We start from the raw sequence: 17878 nt of genomic DNA, 5'->3' as shown, positions 1-17878 counted from the left end.
CAGTCTCCGGGCGACTATCGCAAGGCGCTGCGCAGCAATACCTGAACGTTCGAGATGTCTCTGTAGGAGCGGGCTTGCCCCGCGATAGCGGTGTGTCAGGCGCACCGCTATCGCGGGGCAAGCCCGCTCCTACAGGCAGTTGAACACAAAAAAAGCCCCCGTATCGCCAGGCGAATACGGGGGCTTTGACGTCAACGGCAGTCGTTAGACGTTGAAGCGGAAGTGCATCACATCACCGTCTTTGACGATGTAGTCTTTGCCTTCCAGGCGCCATTTACCGGCTTCTTTCGCACCGCCTTCACCCTTGTACTGGATGAAGTCGTCATAGGCGACGACTTCGGCGCGGATGAAGCCTTTCTCAAAGTCGGTGTGGATCACGCCAGCGGCCTGTGGAGCGGTAGCGCCAACGCGTACAGTCCAGGCGCGAACTTCCTGCACACCAGCGGTGAAGTAGGTTTGCAGGTTGAGCAGCGCGTAACCGGCACGGATCACACGGTTCAGGCCTGGCTCTTCGAGGCCCAGGGCTTCGAGGAACATGTCCTTCTCTTCACCGTCGTCGAGCTCGGCGATTTCGGCTTCGATTTTGTTGCACACCGGTACAACCACAGCGCCTTCTTCTTCGGCGATGGCCTTGACCACGTCCAGATGAGGGTTGTTGTCGAAACCGTCTTCAGCAACGTTGGCGATGTACATCACCGGCTTGCTGGTCAGCAGGTGGAAGCCGCGGATCAGCGCCTTCTCGTCGTCTGCCATGTTCTTCATCAGGCTGCGCGCAGGCTTGCCTTCGGTGAAGTGCGGGATCAGTTTTTCCAGGATGGCTTTCTGTGCCAGCGCATCCTTGTCACCGCCCTTGGCATTACGCGCAACCTTCTGCAGTTGCTTTTCGCAGCTGTCGAGGTCAGCGAAGATCAGTTCCAGGTCGATGATCTCGATGTCACGCTTGGGGTCGACGCTGTTGGAGACGTGAATGACGTTCTCGTCTTCGAAGCAACGCACCACATGGGCAATGGCGTCGGTTTCGCGGATGTTGGCCAGGAACTTGTTGCCCAGGCCTTCACCCTTGGAGGCACCGGCGACCAGGCCTGCGATGTCGACGAATTCCATGGTGGTCGGCAATACGCGGTTCGGCTTGACGATGGCCGCCAGGGCGTCCAGGCGTGCGTCAGGCATCGGCACGATGCCGCTGTTCGGCTCGATGGTGCAGAAGGGGAAGTTTTCTGCCGCGATGCCGGATTTGGTCAAGGCGTTGAACAGGGTGGACTTGCCGACGTTGGGCAGACCGACGATGCCGCAATTGAAACCCATGGTTAATCCCTCTTCAAAGAGTCAGGCCTTCTGGCTGTGCAGCTCTCTCATCGCACGCGTCCAGTCGCCGGCGAGGATGTCCGGCAGCACGCCGAGGGCAAAATCGATACTGGCGTCCAGCTTTTCCTGCTCGGCGCGTGGCGCCTTGCCCAGAACAAAGCCAGAGACCCTACTGCTGTCACCCGGGTGGCCAATGCCAAGCCGCAGACGGTGAAAGCCTTGGTTATTGCCGAGCTGCGCAATGATGTCGCGCAGGCCGTTATGCCCGCCATGGCCGCCGCCTTTCTTGAGTTTGGCGACGCCGGGAGGTAGATCGAGTTCGTCGTGAGCCACCAGGATGGCTTCTGGCGGAATACGGAAAAAATTCGCCAGGGCAGCAACGGCCTGGCCGCTGCGGTTCATGTAGGTGGTCGGGATCAACAGACGAACGTCGTTGCCCTGATGGCTGAACTTAGCCGTCAGGCCGAAATATTTGCGGTCAGCAGTCAGGTTGACACGCTGGGCGCTAGCGATACGTTCTACGAAAAGAGCCCCTGCGTTATGCCGGGTCTGTTCGTATTCGGGGCCAGGGTTTCCCAGGCCGACGATCAGTTGGATGGCGGTCACGTCAGGGGCTCTTCCTTGGAGTTGGGGTTACAGTGCGGGGCACTGTAACCCGATCAACGCCGGCGTGCTGAGTAGATTACTCGGCAGCGCCTTCTGCAGCTTCAGGCGCAACACGCGGAGCGTGAACGTTGGCAACAGCCAGGTCGTTACCGTGAGCCAGAGCGACGAACTCGACGCCTTTCGGAGCTTTGAGGTCCGACAGGTGAACGATGGTGCCGACTTCGGCGTTAGCCAGGTCGACTTCGATGAACTCAGGCAGGTCTTTGGCTTCGCAGGAAACTTCGATCTCGGCCACTACGTGGGAGATTTCGCCGCCTTTCTTGACCGGAGCTTCTTCGTTGATGAAGTGCACAGGTACTTTGGCGGTCAGTTTCTGGCCGGCAACAACGCGAACGAAGTCGGCGTGCAGGATGATGCCTTTCGACGGGTGACGCTGCATCGCTTTGACAACGACGTTTTGCTTGACGCCGTCAACGTTCAGTTCGATGACGTGGCTGAAAGCAGCTTCGTTTTCGAACAGCTTGGCGATTTCCTTGGCCACGATGGTCAGGGATTGCGCTTCTTTGTCACCACCGTAAACAACGGCAGGGATGCTGGAGGCGAGACGACGCAGGCGGCGGCTCGCACCTTTCCCCAGGTCGGTACGCGCTTGGGCGTTCAGGATGAAATCAGTCATTTTACATCTCCAAAATAGCCTTGCCCCGAATGGCGTTTGCGACCAGCGCCAAAGCGGGGTTGGCAAAAAAGCCCCGCCCCAACAACCAGTGTTGGGGCGGGGCGCTTTACGTCAACGTGATCTCGCGAGGGTAAAACCCTCAGCGAAACATCGCGCTGATCGATTCTTCGTTGCTGATGCGGCGAACCGCTTCAGCGACAACCGGTGCGATATCCAGTTGACGGATACGGTCACAGGCTTGTGCAGCTGCGGACAACGGGATGGTATTGGTAACCACCAGTTCGTCCAGCACGGAGTTCTCGATATTCTCGATCGCCCGACCCGACAGGACAGGGTGCGTGCAGTAGGCGTAAACCTTGGCAGCGCCGTGTTCTTTCAGGGCCTTTGCCGCGTGGCACAGGGTGCCGGCGGTATCGACCATGTCGTCGACGAGAATACAGGTACGTCCTTCGACGTCGCCGATGATATGCATCACTTCGGAGTGATTAGCCTTTTCACGGCGTTTGTCGATGATACCCAGATCGACGCCCAGGGACTTGGCAACAGCACGTGCACGCACGACGCCGCCGATGTCCGGGGACACGATCATGAGGTTCTCGAAACGCTGGTCTTCGATGTCATCCACCAGAACGGGGGAGCCGTAGATGTTATCTACCGGAATATCGAAGAAACCCTGGATTTGGTCAGCGTGCAGGTCGACGGTGAGAACACGGTCGATACCTACGACGGTGAGCATGTCAGCGACGACTTTGGCGCTGATAGCTACACGCGCCGAACGCGGACGGCGATCCTGGCGGGCATATCCGAAGTAAGGAATCACGGCGGTGATTCGGGACGCAGAGGAGCGGCGGAAGGCGTCAGCCATCACAACCAGTTCCATCAGATTATCGTTGGTTGGCGCGCAAGTCGGCTGAATAATGAAAACATCTTTACCACGAACATTTTCATTGATCTCAGTGCTGATTTCGCCGTCGGAGAATTTACCGACAGAGACGTCACCGAGAGGGATATGCAGCTGACGTACGACACGCCGAGCCAGATCGGGGTTAGCGTTCCCCGTAAAGACCATCATCTTGGACACGCGCAGTACCTGAAGGCTGAGGGTATACCTGGATGAGTATAGGAAAATGGCAGGGGCGGCTGGATTCGAACCAACGCATGGCAGGATCAAAACCTGCTGCCTTACCGCTTGGCGACGCCCCTGTATCTGTTGCTGCGAGTACCCAGTACTCGATTCCTAGAGCAGACTTTGCAGCTTGCGATGCAACATCGAGATGTTGCTTCCTTTTGCTACAAACCCTGATTGGGTATCTGCAAGAAGGGCCAAAACTTTATCAGCTTCAGCTTTGCTTGGGAAGGCCCCAAACACACAACTTCCAGTTCCGGTTAGCCTAGCGTCAGTGAATTTGTTTAGCAAATTCAGTGAGTTACGTACTTCTGGGTAACTCTGCTCTACTACCGGTTGGCAGTCATTTCGACTGTTTCCCTTGGGAACGGGGCGCATCTTAAGGGGCAAAGAATCACGTGTCAACTGCGGATGCGAAAAAATTTCTGCTGTACTAACAGATACTTGCGGGACCAGCACGACATACCAGGGTTCTTCGGGGTCTGCCGGGGTGAGGATTTCGCCTACGCCCTCGGCAAATGCCGCATGGCCGCGAACGAACACCGGGACGTCTGCGCCCAGGCTCAAGCCCAGCTCAGCCAGTTGGTCTTCGCTGCAGCCCAGTTGCCACAGATGGTTAAGGCCGAGCAGGGTAGTGGCGGCATCCGAACTGCCGCCGCCAATGCCGCCACCCATGGGCAAGACTTTCTTCAACCAGATGTCGGCGCCTTGCTTGCAGCCGGTCAGGGCTTGCAGTTTGCGGGCGGCTTTGACGATCAGGTTGCTGTCATGGGGGACGCTTTCGATCTCGGTATGCAGGCGGATTTCACCGTCTTGGCGTACGGCGAAAGACAGCTCGTCGCCGTAGTCGAGAAACTGGAACAAGGTTTCCAGCAGGTGGTAGCCGTCTGCGCGGCGGCCGAGAATATGCAGCATCAAATTGAGTTTGGCTGGAGCCGGCAGGGTCAACGTACTCATCTCAGTGCCCCAGCTGGCGTGGCTGCCAGTCTTTGACCACCAGGGTCACGTCAATGTTCTGCCCGTGCAGTTTCAGACGTTCCGGCAACCAATAGCCATTCTGCTCGGTATAACTCAAGTACTGTACGTCCCAGCCATCTTGCTTGAGGCTGGCCAGGCGGCTGTCGCTGCCCAGGGTCAGTTGGCTCTTGCTGTCGGGGGCCGGCAGGCCGCGGACCCACCAGACCAGATGCGAAACCGGCAACTCCCAGCCCAGTTGCTCTTCCAGCAGGGCTTCGGGGTTTTTCGCCTCGTAGCGGCCCTGATTGGCGACCTCCAGCACGACACCTCCCGGGCGACCGGTCAGGCGAGCAGCGCCACGGCCCAACGGCCCGGCCAGGCGAATATCGTAGTAGTCCTGACGTTGCAGCCAGAAGAGCGTGCCGCTGCCCGAATCTTTAGGGGCGCGGATTCCTACTTTGCCGTTGATCTGCCAGCCATCAAGGCTGCTCAACTGTTGTTTGTGTGCCCGCCACAGTTGTGGGCTGCCCTCGCCCTGAAGGGCTTCACGGGAGCCAAAGCCGGCGCAACCGGCAAGCAGGGCGATCAGGGTGAAGGTGATGCAGTGGCGCAAAAACATAGGCTTAAAGAGTCTCGGATCCGGTCAGGCGCAATACGGTGTTGCGCAGGATGGGGCTGTCAGGTTGCGCTTCGATGGCCTTGGCCCAGATCTGGCGGGCCTCGCGGCGCTTGCCATTGGCCCACAGCACTTCGCCCAGGTGAGCGGCGACTTCATGGTCGGGGAAGCGCTCCAGGGCCTGGCGCAGCAGGCGCTCAGCTTCGTCGAGATTACCCAGGCGGAAGTTCACCCAGCCCAGGCTGTCGAGCACGGCAGGGTCGTCGGGGTTGATCTGGTGAGCCCTTTCGATCAGATCCTTGGCTTCGGCATAGCGCGTGGTGCGGTCGGCCAGGGTGTAGCCCAGGGCGTTGAGGGCCATGGCGTTTTCCGGCTCGCGGGCGATGATGCTGCGCAGATCTTTTTCCATCTGGGCCAGGTCATTGCGCTTTTCGGCAAGCATGGCACGGGTGTACAGCAGGTTGTTGTCGTCGGGGTATTGCTTGAGGGCCTGCTCCAGCACTTGCAGGGCTTGCGCATCTTTATCGTTGTTGCTCAGCGCTTCGGCTTCGATCAGGTACAGCTGAATGGCGTAGTCGGGCTGAGTGTCGCGGGCCAGCGCCAGGCGCCGGGAGGCTTCGGCGCTGCGGCCATTGGCAACGAGGATATCGGCCTGGCGCAATTGTGCAGGCAGGTATTCATTGCCCGGGCCGACCAGGGCGTATTCCTCCAGGGCTGCCTGTGGCTGGTTGCGTTCTTCAAGAATGCGGCCCAGGTTCAGGTGCGCGGCGTCGACGTGGCTGTCACGCTCGATGAGTTCCTGCAGGTAACCGGTCGCTTCGTCCCAGTTCTTGGTTTCCAGGCAGATCAGCGCCAGGGAATAACGCAGTTCGTCGTCATCCGGGTACTGCTCAAGCAAGGTGGAAAACTCGATTTTGGCCTCGTCGAGACGATCTTGCTCCACCAGGGTGCGGGCGTAGGTCAAGCGCAGGCGCTTGTCGTCCGGGTTCTGGCGGATGGTTTTCTGTAATAGGGGCAGGGCTTCTTCGCCGCGGCCGACGCTTTGCAACAAGCGAGCGCGCAACAGCACCGGGGCAATTTCGCCTTCTTCAGGCGGATGCTGTTCCAGTAGCGTCAACGCGGCGTTGGCATCGCCATCCTGCTGCAGGAGCAGCGCTTTGCCGAACACCAGCTGGTTGTTGTTCGGGTACTTCTTCAGCAGTCGATCGAAGCTCTTCTGTAAGCCGTCGCGGGTGTCCTGGTCGGTTTCGGCGGCCGACAGGGCAAGGAAATCGAAATGGGTGTCGCCCTTACCCTGGAGCACTTTCTCCATGTAGACCATCGACTCATCGTAGCGGCCACCGCGAGCCAGCTGGATGGCCGCAGCGCGCTGGGCGTCGAGGTTGTCGGGGTCGTTCTTTGCCCAGATCAGCGCGGTGTCCAGGGCCGGTTGATCGGCGCCCAGGTACTCGGCAATGCGGTAGGCACGTTCGGAAACGCCGGCATCCTGGGTTTTGATCGCCTCGGTGACGTAGTTGTCCAGGGCGATATCGAAGCGGTTGCGCTGGCCGGCCAGTTCAGCGCTCAACAGGTTGAACACGGTTTCCTGGCTGAATGATCCATAGACCACAGGCTTTTCCGGCTGCTTTTGTGCAGCATCGAGCGCAGGCGTCTGGGCATCCGTTGAGTCGGGGGCCAAGGTCTGGCAGCCCTGGAGCAGGGCCAAGGCAAGGAACAACGCGTAGGATCTATTCATAATCAGGATTTGGGCGGCTTACCAGCGGTCGGATCATCATGACACAAGCGCCGGGGCAAACCCATAAGCGAAGGTCTCGGTAGAGGAAGACTATAGAGACAATAGCGAGCGGTGGTTGTTCTGAAACCTGTGAAGTAGGACAATTATCGGCTTCTCGTCATAATCAGCGATCTTGCATGGCCTTTCTTGCCCTCGGTATCAACCATAAGACTGCCTCGGTAGACGTACGCGAGCGCGTGGCGTTTACCCCAGAGCAGCTGGTAGACGCCTTGCAGCAGCTCTGCCGACTGACCGCCAGCCGTGAGGCGGCGATCCTTTCGACCTGTAACCGCAGTGAACTCTATATAGAGCAGGACCACCTGGCAGCGGAGTCCATTCTGCGCTGGCTGGCTGAGTATCATCAGTTGAGCCTGGATGAGCTGCGTGCCAGTGCCTACATCCACGAAGACCACGACGCGGTTCGGCACATGATGCGCGTAGCCTCAGGGCTCGACTCGCTGGTGCTCGGTGAGCCGCAGATCCTCGGGCAGATGAAGTCTGCCTACGCCGTGGCGCGCGAAGCCGGCACCATAGGCCCGCTGCTTGGTCGTCTGTTCCAGGCGACCTTCAGTGCCGCCAAGCAGGTGCGCACAGATACTGCCATCGGCGAAAACCCAGTGTCGGTGGCGTTTGCGGCGGTCAGCCTGGCCAAGCAGATCTTCAGCGATCTGGGCCGTAGTCAGGCCTTGCTGATCGGCGCTGGTGAAACCATTACCTTGGTAGCGCGGCACCTGCACGAGCAGGGGGTTCGGCGTATTGTGGTGGCCAACCGCACGCTGGAGCGGGCCAGCACCCTGGCTGAACAATTTGGCGCTCATGCGGTGTTGTTGGCTGACATTCCGCAGGAACTGGTCAACAGCGATATCGTCATCAGTTCCACGGCCAGCCAGTTGCCGATCCTCGGCAAGGGCGCTGTGGAGAGTGCGCTGAAGCAACGCCGCCACAAACCGATTTTCATGGTCGATATCGCCGTACCCCGGGACATCGAGCCCGAGGTCGGCGAGTTGGACGACGTGTACCTTTATACCGTCGACGACCTGCACGATGTCGTGGCAGAAAACCTCAAGAGTCGTCAGGGCGCAGCCCAGGCGGCTGAAGAGTTGGTGTCGGTAGGCGCCGAAGACTTCATGCAGCGCCTGCGTGAGCTGGCGGCGGTGGATGTGCTCAAGGCCTATCGCCAACAGAGCGAGCGCCTGCGCGACGAAGAGTTGCAAAAGGCCCAGCGGCTGCTGGCCAACGGTAATAGCGCTGAAGAGGTGCTGGTACAACTGGCTCGCGGGCTGACCAACAAATTGCTTCACGCACCCAGTGTGCAACTGAAAAAGCTCTCTGCCGAAGGCCGCCTCGATGCGCTGGCCATGGCTCAGGAACTCTTTGCCCTCAATGAGGGTTCGACGGATAAAACCCCGCAATGAAAGCGTCGCTGCTCAATAAGCTGGACACCCTCCAGGACCGATTCGAGGAATTGACCGCCCTTTTGGGGGATGCCGAAGTCATTTCCGACCAGACTCGCTTCCGTGCCTATTCCCGTGAATATGCCGAGGTCGAGCCCGTTGCTGCGGCTTACGCCCAGTGGCGCAAAGTGCAGGACGACCTGGCAGGCGCCCAGGCGCTGCTCAAAGACAGCGATCCTGATCTGCGCGAAATGGCCGTCGAGGAAGTGCGCGAAGCCAAAGAACAGTTGGCCGAGATGGAGAACCAGCTGCAGCGCATGCTGCTGCCGAAAGATCCCAACGACGGGCGTAACGTGTTCCTGGAGATCCGTGCCGGCACCGGTGGTGACGAGGCAGCGATTTTCTCCGGCGACCTGTTTCGCATGTACTCGCGTTATGCCGAGCGACGCGGCTGGCGCCTGGAAATCCTCTCGGAAAACGAAGGTGAGCATGGCGGCTACAAGGAGATCATCGCCCGGGTCGAGGGTGATCATGTCTATGGCAAGCTGAAGTTCGAGTCGGGCGCCCACCGTGTCCAGCGCGTGCCGGAAACCGAATCGCAGGGGCGTATCCATACCTCGGCCTGTACTGTTGCGGTACTGCCCGAGCCTGATGAACAGGTGGCCATCGAGATCAACCCGGCAGACCTGCGTGTGGATACTTACCGTGCCTCTGGTGCCGGTGGTCAGCACGTCAACAAAACCGACTCGGCCATCCGCATTACCCACTTGCCTACCGGTATCGTGGTGGAGTGCCAGGAAGAGCGTTCCCAGCACAAGAACCGCGCCCGGGCGATGTCCTGGCTGTCGGCCAAGCTTAACGACATGCAAACCAGTGCCGCGCAGAATGCAATGGCCAGCGAGCGCAAGCTGCTGGTGGGGTCGGGTGACCGCTCCGAGCGGATTCGCACCTACAACTATCCACAGGGGCGGGTGACCGATCACCGTATCAACCTGACCTTGTATTCCCTGGATGATGTGCTGGCCGGTGGTGTCGATGCGGTGATCGAGCCGCTGCTGGCCGAGTATCAGGCTGACCAACTGGCTGCACTGGGTGAGTAAATGACGATTATCGCCAGCCTGCTTCGCGCTGCGGAGCTACCGGATTCGCCCACGGCACGCCTGGACGTGGAGCTGCTTCTGGCGGCCGCCATCGGTAAGTCGCGCAGTTACCTGCACACCTGGCCTGAGCGCATTGTCAGCAGCGAGGCGGCGTTGGTCTTCGCCGAGTACCTGCAACGGCGCCGTAGCGGTGAACCGGTGGCCTACATTCTGGGGCAGCAAGGTTTCTGGAAGCTGGACCTGGAAGTGGCACCGCATACACTGATTCCGCGCCCGGACACGGAGCTGCTGGTTGAAACTGCCCTGGAATTATTGCAGCCCGGCCCGGCCCGCGTGCTGGACCTGGGCACCGGAACCGGAGCGATCGCCTTGGCGTTGGCCAGTGAGCGGCCCCAGTGGCAGGTCATGGCGGTGGATCGCGTGCTTGAAGCGGTAGCCTTGGCCGAGCGCAATCGCCAGCGCCTGCAACTGGAAAACGTTCAGGTGCGCAGCAGTCACTGGTTCGATTCGCTCAAGGGCGAGCGTTACGAGCTGATTATCAGTAATCCGCCGTACATCGCCGCCGAAGACCCTCACCTGGTGGCCGGTGATGTGCGCTTTGAGCCCAGCAGCGCCTTGGTGGCCGGTGCCGATGGTCTCGACGACCTGCGTACTATCATCCGCCAGGCACCTGAGCATCTACAGCCCGGCGGCTGGTTGCTGCTTGAGCATGGCTATGATCAGGCTGAAGCAGTGCGGGCATTGCTGACGCAGAGCGCTTTCGAGCAGGTCGAGAGCCGCATCGATCTGGGTGGTCATGAACGTATCAGCCTGGGGCGACTGCCGTGCTAAGTGATCAGGAACTGTTGCGCTACAGCCGGCAGATTCTGCTGGCTCAGGTCGATATCGATGGTCAACTGCGGCTCAAAGACAGCCGCGTATTGATCGTCGGGCTTGGTGGCCTCGGTTCGCCGGTAGCCTTGTACCTGGCGGCAGCTGGGGTGGGTGAGTTGCATCTGGCAGACTTCGATACCGTCGACCTGACCAACCTGCAGCGACAGGTGTTGCATGACACCGCTTCAGTTGGCCTGAGCAAGGTCGACTCGGCATTGGCTCGCTTGCAGGCGATCAACCCTGAGGTTCGCTTGCTGGCCCACCGCAGTGCCCTGGATGAAGACTCCCTGGCTGCCGCTGTGCAGGCGGTGGATTTGGTGCTCGACTGTACTGACAATTTCGCCACCCGCGAGGCGGTCAATGCCGCTTGCGTGGCGCTGGGCAAACCCTTGGTCAGTGGTGCGGCGATCCGCCTGGAAGGGCAGTTGTCAGTGTTTGATCCGCGTCGGCCGGAAAGTCCGTGTTACCACTGCCTGTATGGTCATGGCAGTGAAGCCGAGCTGACCTGCAGCGAAGCAGGTGTTGTCGGGCCTCTGGTGGGTTTGGTGGGCAGCTTGCAGGCACTGGAAGCGCTTAAGTTGCTGGCCGGCTTTGGTGAGCCACTGGTCGGGCGCTTGTTGCTGATTGATGCGTTGGGCAGCCGCTTTCGAGAATTGCGCGTCAAGCGTGACCCAGGCTGCGACGTCTGTGGAGGGCGGGATGACTGATCGCGCGGCAGCGCCGATCGGCGTGTTTGATTCCGGCGTGGGTGGTTTGTCGGTGTTGGCAGAGATTCAGCGCTTGTTGCCCAATGAATCGCTGCTGTATTTCGGCGACTGCGGGCATATCCCCTACGGCGAGAAAACCCCAGCGTTCATCCGTCAGCGTTGCCGCCAGGTTGCCGAGTTTTTCCGTGAGCAAGGCGCCAAGGCCATGGTGCTGGCGTGCAACACTGCAACGGTCGCAGCGGTTGCTGATCTGCGTGAACAGTATCCGGAGTGGCCCCTGGTCGGCATGGAGCCTGCGGTAAAGCCGGCTGCTGCTGCGACACGCAGTGGCGTGGTCGGCGTACTGGCGACCACCGGTACACTGCAGAGTGCCAAATTCGCGGCGTTGCTCGACCGTTTTGCCAGCGACGTCAGCGTCGTGACGCAGCCGTGTCCTGGGCTTGTCGAGTGCATCGAAGCGGGTGATCTGGGCAGTCCGACCCTGCAAGCGTTGCTTGAGGGGTATGTGAAGCCTCTGCTGGACGCCGGTTGTGACACCTTGATTCTGGGCTGCACGCATTACCCTTTCCTCAAGCCGCTGTTGGCACAAATGGTGCCGCCGTCGATCGCCATCATTGATACCGGCGCAGCGGTCGCCCGGCAGTTGCAACGGCTGTTGAGTGAGCGCGATCTACTGTCTTCTGGCCCAGCACGCGAAGCACAATTTTGGACGAGTGCCAGTCCCGATCATTTGCGAAAGATACTTCCAATGTTGTGGAATAAATCTGACAGTGTGCGAAGCTTCACAGAGTAGTCCGTGTAATAAACACGCACATCCTGATGAACTTACACGGTTGCACAGATTTCTATAATTCTGTCCAATGAGGCAGAAGAACCAACATTAGCATTAGGAAAAAGGACGTTTCTCATGAAGAAACTGCTTTGTTTGGCTGCTGTTGCAGCCGTGACCCTGGGGCAATCTTTCGCAACTCAAGCAGCCGATGTCTCTTTTTCTGTCGGTCAGACCAGTGACTCGACCATGACCTATCGTTTAGGTTTGCAATCAAACTGGGATGTCAGTTGGTGGCAAACTAGCACCGGCCGGCTTACCGGTTATTGGGATGCGGGTTACACCTATTGGGACGGTGACGATACGGCAAGTAACCACAGCCTTTCCTTTGCTCCGGTATTTGTCTACGAATTTGCCGGAGAGTCGGTCAAGCCCTATATCGAGGCGGGTATCGGAGTCGCGGCGTTTTCTAGCACCGAGCTTGAAGACAACGACTTGGGATCATCTTTCCAATTTGAAGACCGGATTGGTTTCGGTCTGCGTTTTGCCGGTGGGCATGAAGTCGGCGTACGTGCCATCCATTATTCCAATGCCGGTTTGCAAACGCCTAACGACGGCGCAGAAAGTTACGCTATTCATTACCGCATGCCGTTGTAAACCTGTCCGGCCCTGCATCGATTGCAGGGCCGGGTGATCAACTGGGCAAAGGCCAGAGCAAGTTCAGGTGCATCGCCTCGAGTAGCAGGTGGGGAGGGCGTGCAGGCAGGTGATCGAGAATGACCTCTGCCGCAGTGTGTGCGCTCCAGTACTCCAGAATGACCGTTTCCTGCACGAGCGGGTCGTTCAGGCGCTGAGGGGCAACAATCGTCAGGTCGATTGCATCGGTAGCGAGTGTGGCGCGCTGGTATTCGAACAGCTTCATCAGGCTGTTGTCCGCCGTCTCCGGCTGATTGGGCTTGAACAATTGCAGCGAAGAATAGCGACTGAGCACTGCAAGTACTTGCGGTGAACTACCGCGCTGCAAGAGCGGTATGGCAGTTTCAAGGCAGTTGCGTGAAATGCTGAGATTAGTGCGGGCAATACCTTCAAAAACAGCGCTGGCCGACGAATCGGATGGCAGGTAGTCACATGCCCCGGCATTTATGATCAGGTAGTCAATTGCGCCCCAATGTTCTGTGACTTGTCTGGCTGCTTCCACTGCTTGCAGTGGATCGGTCAGATCACCGTCGAGCACTTTTAATCTTGGGTGATATTGCTGGTACAGACTGAGAAGTGCATCACAGTTTCGGCCGCTGGCGGTTACCAGTGCGCCTTGCTCCAGCAATTGTTCAACAAACGCCAACCCTAGACCGCTGCTAGCCCCGGTAATCCATATGCGTTTGGCGGTGAAGATGTTCAAGTGGCGAATCCTTAAGCTGCCGCGAGGACAAATTCTTAAAGGCAATCAAGGCGCGTTCGCGACTGCTGCCGAGGTCCACAATAGGTTGTGGATAATTACTTGTAGCAAAAAGATCTCCGGTTGGCATAGGGCCGTGAACAGTTTTTTTATCAAATGCCGCTAATTCTGGCAGCCAAGTCTTGATAAAGCGGCCTTCGGCGTCAAAGCGTCGCGACTGACTTATTGGGTTGAATAGCCTGAAATAGGGGACGGCGTCGGTGCCGGTGGAGGCGCTCCACTGCCAGCCACCGTTGTTGGCTGCCAGATCTCCATCTATCAGGTGGCGCATGAAAAAGCGCTCGCCTTCACGCCAGTCAATCAGCAGGTTCTTGGTTAAGAACATTGCCACGACCATCCGTAGCCGATTGTGCATCCAGCCAGTGGCCAGTAGTTGACGCATTGCCGCGTCGATAATGGGAAAGCCGGTTCGGCCCTCTTGCCAGGCTTTGAGCTCTTCAGGGGCGTAGCGCCAGGGCAGTGCCTCGGTCTCCTGACGGAAGGCGCGGTGCTGCGATACGCGCGGGTAGCCGTTGAGTATGTGTTTGTAGAACTCCCGCCAGAGCAGTTCGTTGATCCAGGTAACTAGCCCGGCGCTGCCACTGTCGAACTCGCCATGGTTGTGCGCCAAGGCCCGGTGCAGGCACTGGCGTGGGGAAAGCACGCCTGCTGCGAGGTAGGGGGAGAGCTGGCTGGTGCCCGCGGTGGCAGGAATGTCTCGTTGCTGCTGATAGTCATCCACGGCTTCATCGATAAAGCGCTGCAGGCGCGCGTGGGCCTCGTCTTCACCGGCCGGCCATAGCTCACGCAGGCTGTCGGTGGGAGGCGCGAAACCAGGCACATGGCTGGGAATCTCGTCGCTGCGAATGGCCAGCGATGCCTGAGGGGCCGGTGTGCGTTGCAGGCTTGGCAGGCCGAGGTGCAAGCGCTCGTAACACACTTTGCGAAATTGACTGAAAACCTGAAAGTAGCCCCCGCTGCGGGTCAGGATGCTGCCCGGTTTGAACAGCAGCTGATCCAGGTAGCAATGCACGGCAATGCCTGCCTGCGTCAGCGCATCGCTGACGGCGTGGTCGCGGCGCTGTTCGTTGACGCCGTATTCTTCGTTCAGGTGCAGTGCCTGCACCTGATACTCACGGCAAATGTGCATCAGTACCTCGGGTGCCTGGTCCCAGGTGTCGGCCTCTCGAATCAGCAGAGGAATTTTGAGTGTGGCAAGTTGCGCCTTCAGGGCGTTCAGGTTGCGTAACCAGAAATCGATTTTGCATGGGGCGTCATCATGGCTGCGCCATTGGCTTGCGCTCACCAGCCAGACAGCCAGGGTTGGCCCTTGCTCGCAGGCAGCAGTCAGCGCGGTATTGTCGTGTACACGCAGGTCGCTGCGCAGCCAGATCAGTTGCATGGTGTTCCCCAGTCAAACAACGCTAATGTTTATGGCGGCCGCGTTTACAGCAGATGCAAACGCTGTAGGCCGTTGAGCACATCAACCGGGGAGTCGAACAGATACAGGTCAGCGTGTGATCCTGCTTCGAGTGCGTCCCGGTGAATGCTGACGGCGTTGCCACTCACGAGCTTCGGAATATCAATACTGGCCAGGCTTAGCTGCAGCTGGCGCAGGTTGACGGTTTGGCCAAGGCACAGCAGCAACGCCCGTGGTTGTATGCGTGCCACCGCGATCGACAGCTCATTGGCCGCCGGTACCCAGTCCAGCACTTGCACTTGGCAACCGCCATCGCTCACCAGCCAGGCACAGAGCCATAGTTGCGGGTCGAAGGCCATTTGTGTGCCGTTCACCACCAGCAGCGGTGCGCCGTTGAGCTGGTGATTGTTGTGATAAACCCTGGCGCCAAGCTTGCTGCGTAGCCAGGAATAGAAAAACACCCGTTCCAGATGCGCCGCGAACTGCTGCTGCCAGCGCCGCTCCAGATCATTCAGCAGTGGCATCAGCAATTGGTCACAGAGGGTGGCTGCAGGGTAGAGCGCCATAGCCTGGTTGAGCTTCTGTTCGAGCCTGGCTTCGGCAAGGTTGGCGATGGCGTCGATCAAGTGTCGGCGTGCCATCGACCATTCGTTGTCGGTTGATACAGTGGTTTCGCAGGGGGCGTTATCGAGCAATCCCTTGACCTGGCCCACTGCAACGCCGAGGTTCAGCCAGTGCAGGATGTTTCGAATGCGCTGAACGTCGGCGGGGCTGTACAGGCGGTGGCCCTTGCCGGTGCGCTGCGGGACGATGAGGCCATAGCGCCGCTCCCAGGCGCGCAGGGTGACCGGGTTGACGCCAGTCTGCTGTGTCACCTCACGAATCGGTATCAACTGCTCAGATTGCATTGCGCAGGCTCAGGCTTTCAGGGTGCGGCTGCAGGTAGACCTGTTGCAGCACGTAGGCATCCGGGTGGCTGCGCAAATGGTGTTTGAGCAGCGTCAGTGGCACTACCAGAGGCACGATACCCGCGTGGTACTGATTGATCAGTTGGCGGATTTCCTGCCGGTCTTCGTCGCTCAGGGCATTACGCAAGTAACCGCTCAGGTGCAGCAGCACATTGCTGTGGTTGCCGCGGCTGGCGCAGCGCCGCAGGGCGGCCATCAGCTGGCTGAAGTAGCGTGGGCCAAGCGTTTGTGGATCGTCGTCACGGGTCATGCCGCCCAAGAGTTTGCCTAGCACGCGGTACTGCTGTGGGTTGTTGGCCATCAATTGATACTTGTAGCGGGCATGGAAGGCGATCAGCGCGCCGCGGCTGAGGCCTTCAGTCAATAGCCGTTGCCAGTCGGTATAGGCATAGACGCGCGTAATGAAGTTTTCCCGCAGTACCGGGTCGCATAGGCGGCCTTCTTCTTCGACTGGCAAGTCGGGGCGTTGCTGGCAAAAGGCTGCGGCGTACAGGCCGCGGCCGCCTTCGTGGGCGGGGTAGCCGTTGGCCTGGTAGACCTTGACCCGCTCCAGCCCGCAAGAGGGTGACTTTTGCATGAAGATATAGCCGCTGATGTCTTGAAGGTCTGCGGCCATCTGCTGCCCGTAAGCGCGTAGTGGGCCGGACAGGTCCAGTGCCGGGTCATGAGTGCCAACTGCATGCGGTGCGGCGGGGTCGCCGATCAGGCGGATGGGCGCACGTGGGACCCCAAGGCCAATGGCGACTTCCGGGCACACTGGGACAAAGTCGACGTGCTGACTGAGTAGTTCGTTACACAGGCGGGAGGCCTTGTGCCCGCCGTTGTAGCGGACCTCGGCGCCGATCAGGCAGGCGCTGACTGCAATTCTGGGCTTGCGGATGGCGGCAGAGGTGTCCATGGCGAGCTCCAAATAATCTTGTACAAAGAAAAATAAATGTACATGACTATCATAGGGCTCATCTTGTACAAGTCAATTGGCTTGTACAGGTTGTGGGGTAATCATTCCAGATGTTCAAGCAATCGCCGCGCTGCTTCCTGGCCACTGAGCCAGGCGCCTTCGACGCGTCCGGACAGGCACCAGTCGCCACAGGCATAGAGACCCAGATCGGCGTCTGCCAGTGCGCCCCACTCATGGTTGCTGGCGGGGCGGGCATACAGCCAACGATGGGCGAGGGAAAAATTCGGTGCGGGCACGACGCAGCCGACCAGCTCGGCGAAGTCGCCCCAGAGCTGCTCGATCACTGCCTCTTTGGGCAGGTCGATGTGCTGCTTGCTCCAGCTGGACGTGGCATGCAGTACCCAAGTGTCCATGTGCTCATCGCGCCCTGGCTTGCTACGGTTGCACGCCAGCCAGTCGAGCGAACTGTCCTGCACAAAACAGCCTTGCATGGGTGTGTCCAGTGGCGTGTCAAAGGCCAGGGCAATGGCCCAGGTAGGGTCCATCTGTACACTCGCTGCGGTGGCTGCAAGTTTGGGGGTGGCGGCCAGCAATTGCGTGGCCTGGGGCGCCGGTACCGCGACAATCACCCGGCTGTAGGGGCCGTGGCTGCAGCCTTCGGTGTCTTGCAGGTGCCAGTAGTGTTTGCCGCGAAACACTTCGGCGATCCTGCAGGTGAAATTGACGGTCAGATCTTTGAGCAGGCCGCGGGTGATGGCACTCATGCGTGGTACGCCGACCCAACGGGTTTGCTCGTCAGGTGATGGGCTCAGTACGCCGTTCTGGTAGTTGTACAGCTGTGGTTTCCACTCTGCCACCCAGCCAGCGGTGACCCATTGCTGAACCTGGTCGACGAAGCGTCGGTCTCGGGCGGTGAAGTATTGGGCACCCAGATCCAGGGCGCCGGCATCACTGCGTTTACTGGCCATGCGACCACCGCTGCCGTGCCCTTTGTCGAACAAATGCACGGCCTGCCCGGCTTTTTGCAACGCCTGAGCCGCTGACAGGCCGGCGATGCCGGCACCGATGATTGCGATAGGTACAGTCATGATGGCCTCTTCGAACCTGGCTGATTACAGACTACGCTGTCAGTCAAACCTATACAACTTGTTAGTTGCGTATAAGATGCTTCCGTTAGCTGCTGTAGGTTGACCTATGTTTATCCGAGAGCGTTCGGTCAAAAAAGTGCCTTGATCTTAAAAATAGACCAGGGTG

Annotated in this window: 18 protein-coding genes and 1 tRNA gene; 6 read left to right on the top strand and 13 right to left on the bottom strand. The window is 59.2% G+C overall.

The annotated features are described in order from the left end of the window. Nucleotides 1-204: 204 nt before the first annotated feature. The 8 genes from ychF to E1573_RS07220 form a co-directional block, all read right to left on the bottom strand. A complete protein-coding gene (ychF, locus tag E1573_RS07255; RefSeq protein WP_133212079.1) occupies nt 205-1305 on the bottom strand; it encodes a redox-regulated ATPase YchF in 1101 nt (366 codons plus the stop codon). Between the two features lie 21 nt (nt 1306-1326). Continuing rightward, entirely contained in the window at nt 1327-1911 is a 585-nt protein-coding gene (gene pth / locus E1573_RS07250) for an aminoacyl-tRNA hydrolase (RefSeq protein WP_133212077.1), read from the bottom strand. 76 nt (nt 1912-1987) lie between these two features. Then, a complete protein-coding gene (locus tag E1573_RS07245; RefSeq protein ID WP_133212075.1) occupies nt 1988-2587 on the bottom strand; it encodes a 50S ribosomal protein L25/general stress protein Ctc in 600 nt (199 codons plus the stop codon). A 139-nt stretch (nt 2588-2726) separates the two neighbouring features. Then, nucleotides 2727-3668 carry a ribose-phosphate pyrophosphokinase gene (locus E1573_RS07240; RefSeq protein WP_009405962.1) on the bottom strand — a complete coding sequence of 314 codons (942 nt, stop codon included), beginning with the start codon at nt 3666-3668 and terminating at the stop codon, nt 2727-2729. Nucleotides 3669-3715: 47 nt separating this feature from the next. Beyond that, nucleotides 3716-3790, bottom strand: a tRNA-Gln gene (locus E1573_RS07235). 34 nt (nt 3791-3824) lie between these two features. Continuing rightward, complete coding sequence (gene ispE, locus E1573_RS07230; RefSeq protein WP_133212073.1) at nt 3825-4670, bottom strand: 4-(cytidine 5'-diphospho)-2-C-methyl-D-erythritol kinase; 846 nt, start codon at nt 4668-4670, stop codon at nt 3825-3827. 1 nt (nt 4671) lies between these two features. Continuing rightward, entirely contained in the window at nt 4672-5289 is a 618-nt protein-coding gene (gene lolB, locus E1573_RS07225) for a lipoprotein insertase outer membrane protein LolB (RefSeq protein WP_133212071.1), read from the bottom strand. 4 nt (nt 5290-5293) lie between these two features. After that, nucleotides 5294-7021 (bottom strand): tetratricopeptide repeat protein, encoded by a 1728-nt coding sequence (locus tag E1573_RS07220; RefSeq protein WP_133212069.1) that lies wholly within the window; start codon nt 7019-7021, stop codon nt 5294-5296. Between the two features lie 176 nt (nt 7022-7197). On the opposite strand from E1573_RS07220, the gene hemA reads away from it, so the two are divergent. The 6 genes from hemA to E1573_RS07190 all read left to right on the top strand — a co-directional run bounded on the left by hemA (nt 7198) and on the right by E1573_RS07190 (nt 12560). Further along, nucleotides 7198-8475: a glutamyl-tRNA reductase gene (gene hemA / locus E1573_RS07215; RefSeq protein ID WP_133212067.1), complete on the top strand. Its 1278-nt coding sequence runs from the start codon at nt 7198-7200 to the stop codon at nt 8473-8475. After that, complete coding sequence (gene prfA, locus E1573_RS07210) at nt 8472-9554, top strand: peptide chain release factor 1 (RefSeq protein WP_133212065.1); 1083 nt, start codon at nt 8472-8474, stop codon at nt 9552-9554. The genes hemA and prfA overlap by 4 nt, the downstream gene beginning before the upstream one ends. After that, entirely contained in the window at nt 9555-10385 is an 831-nt protein-coding gene (prmC, locus tag E1573_RS07205) for a peptide chain release factor N(5)-glutamine methyltransferase (RefSeq protein WP_133212063.1), read from the top strand. Continuing rightward, nucleotides 10379-11134 carry a molybdopterin-synthase adenylyltransferase MoeB gene (locus E1573_RS07200; RefSeq protein ID WP_133212061.1) on the top strand — a complete coding sequence of 252 codons (756 nt, stop codon included), beginning with the start codon at nt 10379-10381 and terminating at the stop codon, nt 11132-11134. Before prmC ends, E1573_RS07200 begins: the two co-directional genes overlap by 7 nt. Beyond that, complete coding sequence (murI, locus tag E1573_RS07195) at nt 11127-11927, top strand: glutamate racemase (RefSeq protein WP_133212059.1); 801 nt, start codon at nt 11127-11129, stop codon at nt 11925-11927. Before E1573_RS07200 ends, murI begins: the two co-directional genes overlap by 8 nt. Nucleotides 11928-12041: 114 nt before the next feature. Beyond that, on the top strand, nt 12042-12560 hold the full coding sequence (locus E1573_RS07190; protein WP_133212057.1) for an acyloxyacyl hydrolase: 519 nt from the start codon (nt 12042-12044) through the stop codon (nt 12558-12560). 37 nt (nt 12561-12597) lie between these two features. Here E1573_RS07190 and E1573_RS07185 read toward each other — a convergent pair whose 3' ends face one another. The 5 genes from E1573_RS07185 to E1573_RS07165 form a co-directional block, all read right to left on the bottom strand. Beyond that, on the bottom strand, nt 12598-13302 hold the full coding sequence (locus tag E1573_RS07185) for an SDR family oxidoreductase (RefSeq protein WP_165957302.1): 705 nt from the start codon (nt 13300-13302) through the stop codon (nt 12598-12600). Then, nucleotides 13259-14740 carry a deoxyribodipyrimidine photo-lyase gene (phrB, locus tag E1573_RS07180; protein ID WP_133212053.1) on the bottom strand — a complete coding sequence of 494 codons (1482 nt, stop codon included), beginning with the start codon at nt 14738-14740 and terminating at the stop codon, nt 13259-13261. Before phrB ends, E1573_RS07185 begins: the two co-directional genes overlap by 44 nt. A 44-nt stretch (nt 14741-14784) precedes the next feature. Further along, nucleotides 14785-15666 (bottom strand): MerR family transcriptional regulator, encoded by an 882-nt coding sequence (locus tag E1573_RS07175; protein WP_133212051.1) that lies wholly within the window; start codon nt 15664-15666, stop codon nt 14785-14787. Continuing rightward, nucleotides 15656-16624 (bottom strand): DUF523 and DUF1722 domain-containing protein, encoded by a 969-nt coding sequence (locus tag E1573_RS07170; RefSeq protein ID WP_133212049.1) that lies wholly within the window; start codon nt 16622-16624, stop codon nt 15656-15658. Before E1573_RS07170 ends, E1573_RS07175 begins: the two co-directional genes overlap by 11 nt. Nucleotides 16625-16725: 101 nt before the next feature. Then, nucleotides 16726-17712, bottom strand: a complete 987-nt coding sequence (locus E1573_RS07165) for an NAD(P)/FAD-dependent oxidoreductase (RefSeq protein WP_133212047.1) — start codon at nt 17710-17712, stop codon at nt 16726-16728. Nucleotides 17713-17878 lie beyond the last annotated feature (166 nt).

The sequence above is a fragment of the Pseudomonas sp. H9 genome, assembly GCF_004353925.1.
Lineage (GTDB): Bacteria > Pseudomonadota > Gammaproteobacteria > Pseudomonadales > Pseudomonadaceae > Aquipseudomonas.
The sequence above is the reverse complement of the archived record's forward strand: the minus strand, read 5'-3'. Positions and strand labels throughout refer to the sequence as shown.

Bases quoted from the DNA above. Each gene is read 5' to 3' on its own strand.
- E1573_RS07165 (WP_133212047.1), bottom strand. From the start codon at position 17,712: ATGACTGTACCTATCGCAATCATCGGTGCCGGCATCGCCGGCCTGTCA.
- hemA (WP_133212067.1), top strand. From the start codon at position 7,198: ATGGCCTTTCTTGCCCTCGGTATCAACCATAAGACTGCCTCGGTAGAC.
- ychF (WP_133212079.1), bottom strand. From the start codon at position 1,305: ATGGGTTTCAATTGCGGCATCGTCGGTCTGCCCAACGTCGGCAAGTCC.
- murI (WP_133212059.1), top strand. From the start codon at position 11,127: ATGACTGATCGCGCGGCAGCGCCGATCGGCGTGTTTGATTCCGGCGTG.
- prmC (WP_133212063.1), top strand. From the start codon at position 9,555: ATGACGATTATCGCCAGCCTGCTTCGCGCTGCGGAGCTACCGGATTCG.
- E1573_RS07220 (WP_133212069.1), bottom strand. From the start codon at position 7,021: ATGAATAGATCCTACGCGTTGTTCCTTGCCTTGGCCCTGCTCCAGGGC.
- E1573_RS07170 (WP_133212049.1), bottom strand. From the start codon at position 16,624: ATGGACACCTCTGCCGCCATCCGCAAGCCCAGAATTGCAGTCAGCGCC.
- phrB (WP_133212053.1), bottom strand. From the start codon at position 14,740: ATGCAACTGATCTGGCTGCGCAGCGACCTGCGTGTACACGACAATACC.
- E1573_RS07190 (WP_133212057.1), top strand. From the start codon at position 12,042: ATGAAGAAACTGCTTTGTTTGGCTGCTGTTGCAGCCGTGACCCTGGGG.
- ispE (WP_133212073.1), bottom strand. From the start codon at position 4,670: ATGAGTACGTTGACCCTGCCGGCTCCAGCCAAACTCAATTTGATGCTG.
- E1573_RS07245 (WP_133212075.1), bottom strand. From the start codon at position 2,587: ATGACTGATTTCATCCTGAACGCCCAAGCGCGTACCGACCTGGGGAAA.
- E1573_RS07175 (WP_133212051.1), bottom strand. From the start codon at position 15,666: ATGCAATCTGAGCAGTTGATACCGATTCGTGAGGTGACACAGCAGACT.
- lolB (WP_133212071.1), bottom strand. From the start codon at position 5,289: ATGTTTTTGCGCCACTGCATCACCTTCACCCTGATCGCCCTGCTTGCC.
- prfA (WP_133212065.1), top strand. From the start codon at position 8,472: ATGAAAGCGTCGCTGCTCAATAAGCTGGACACCCTCCAGGACCGATTC.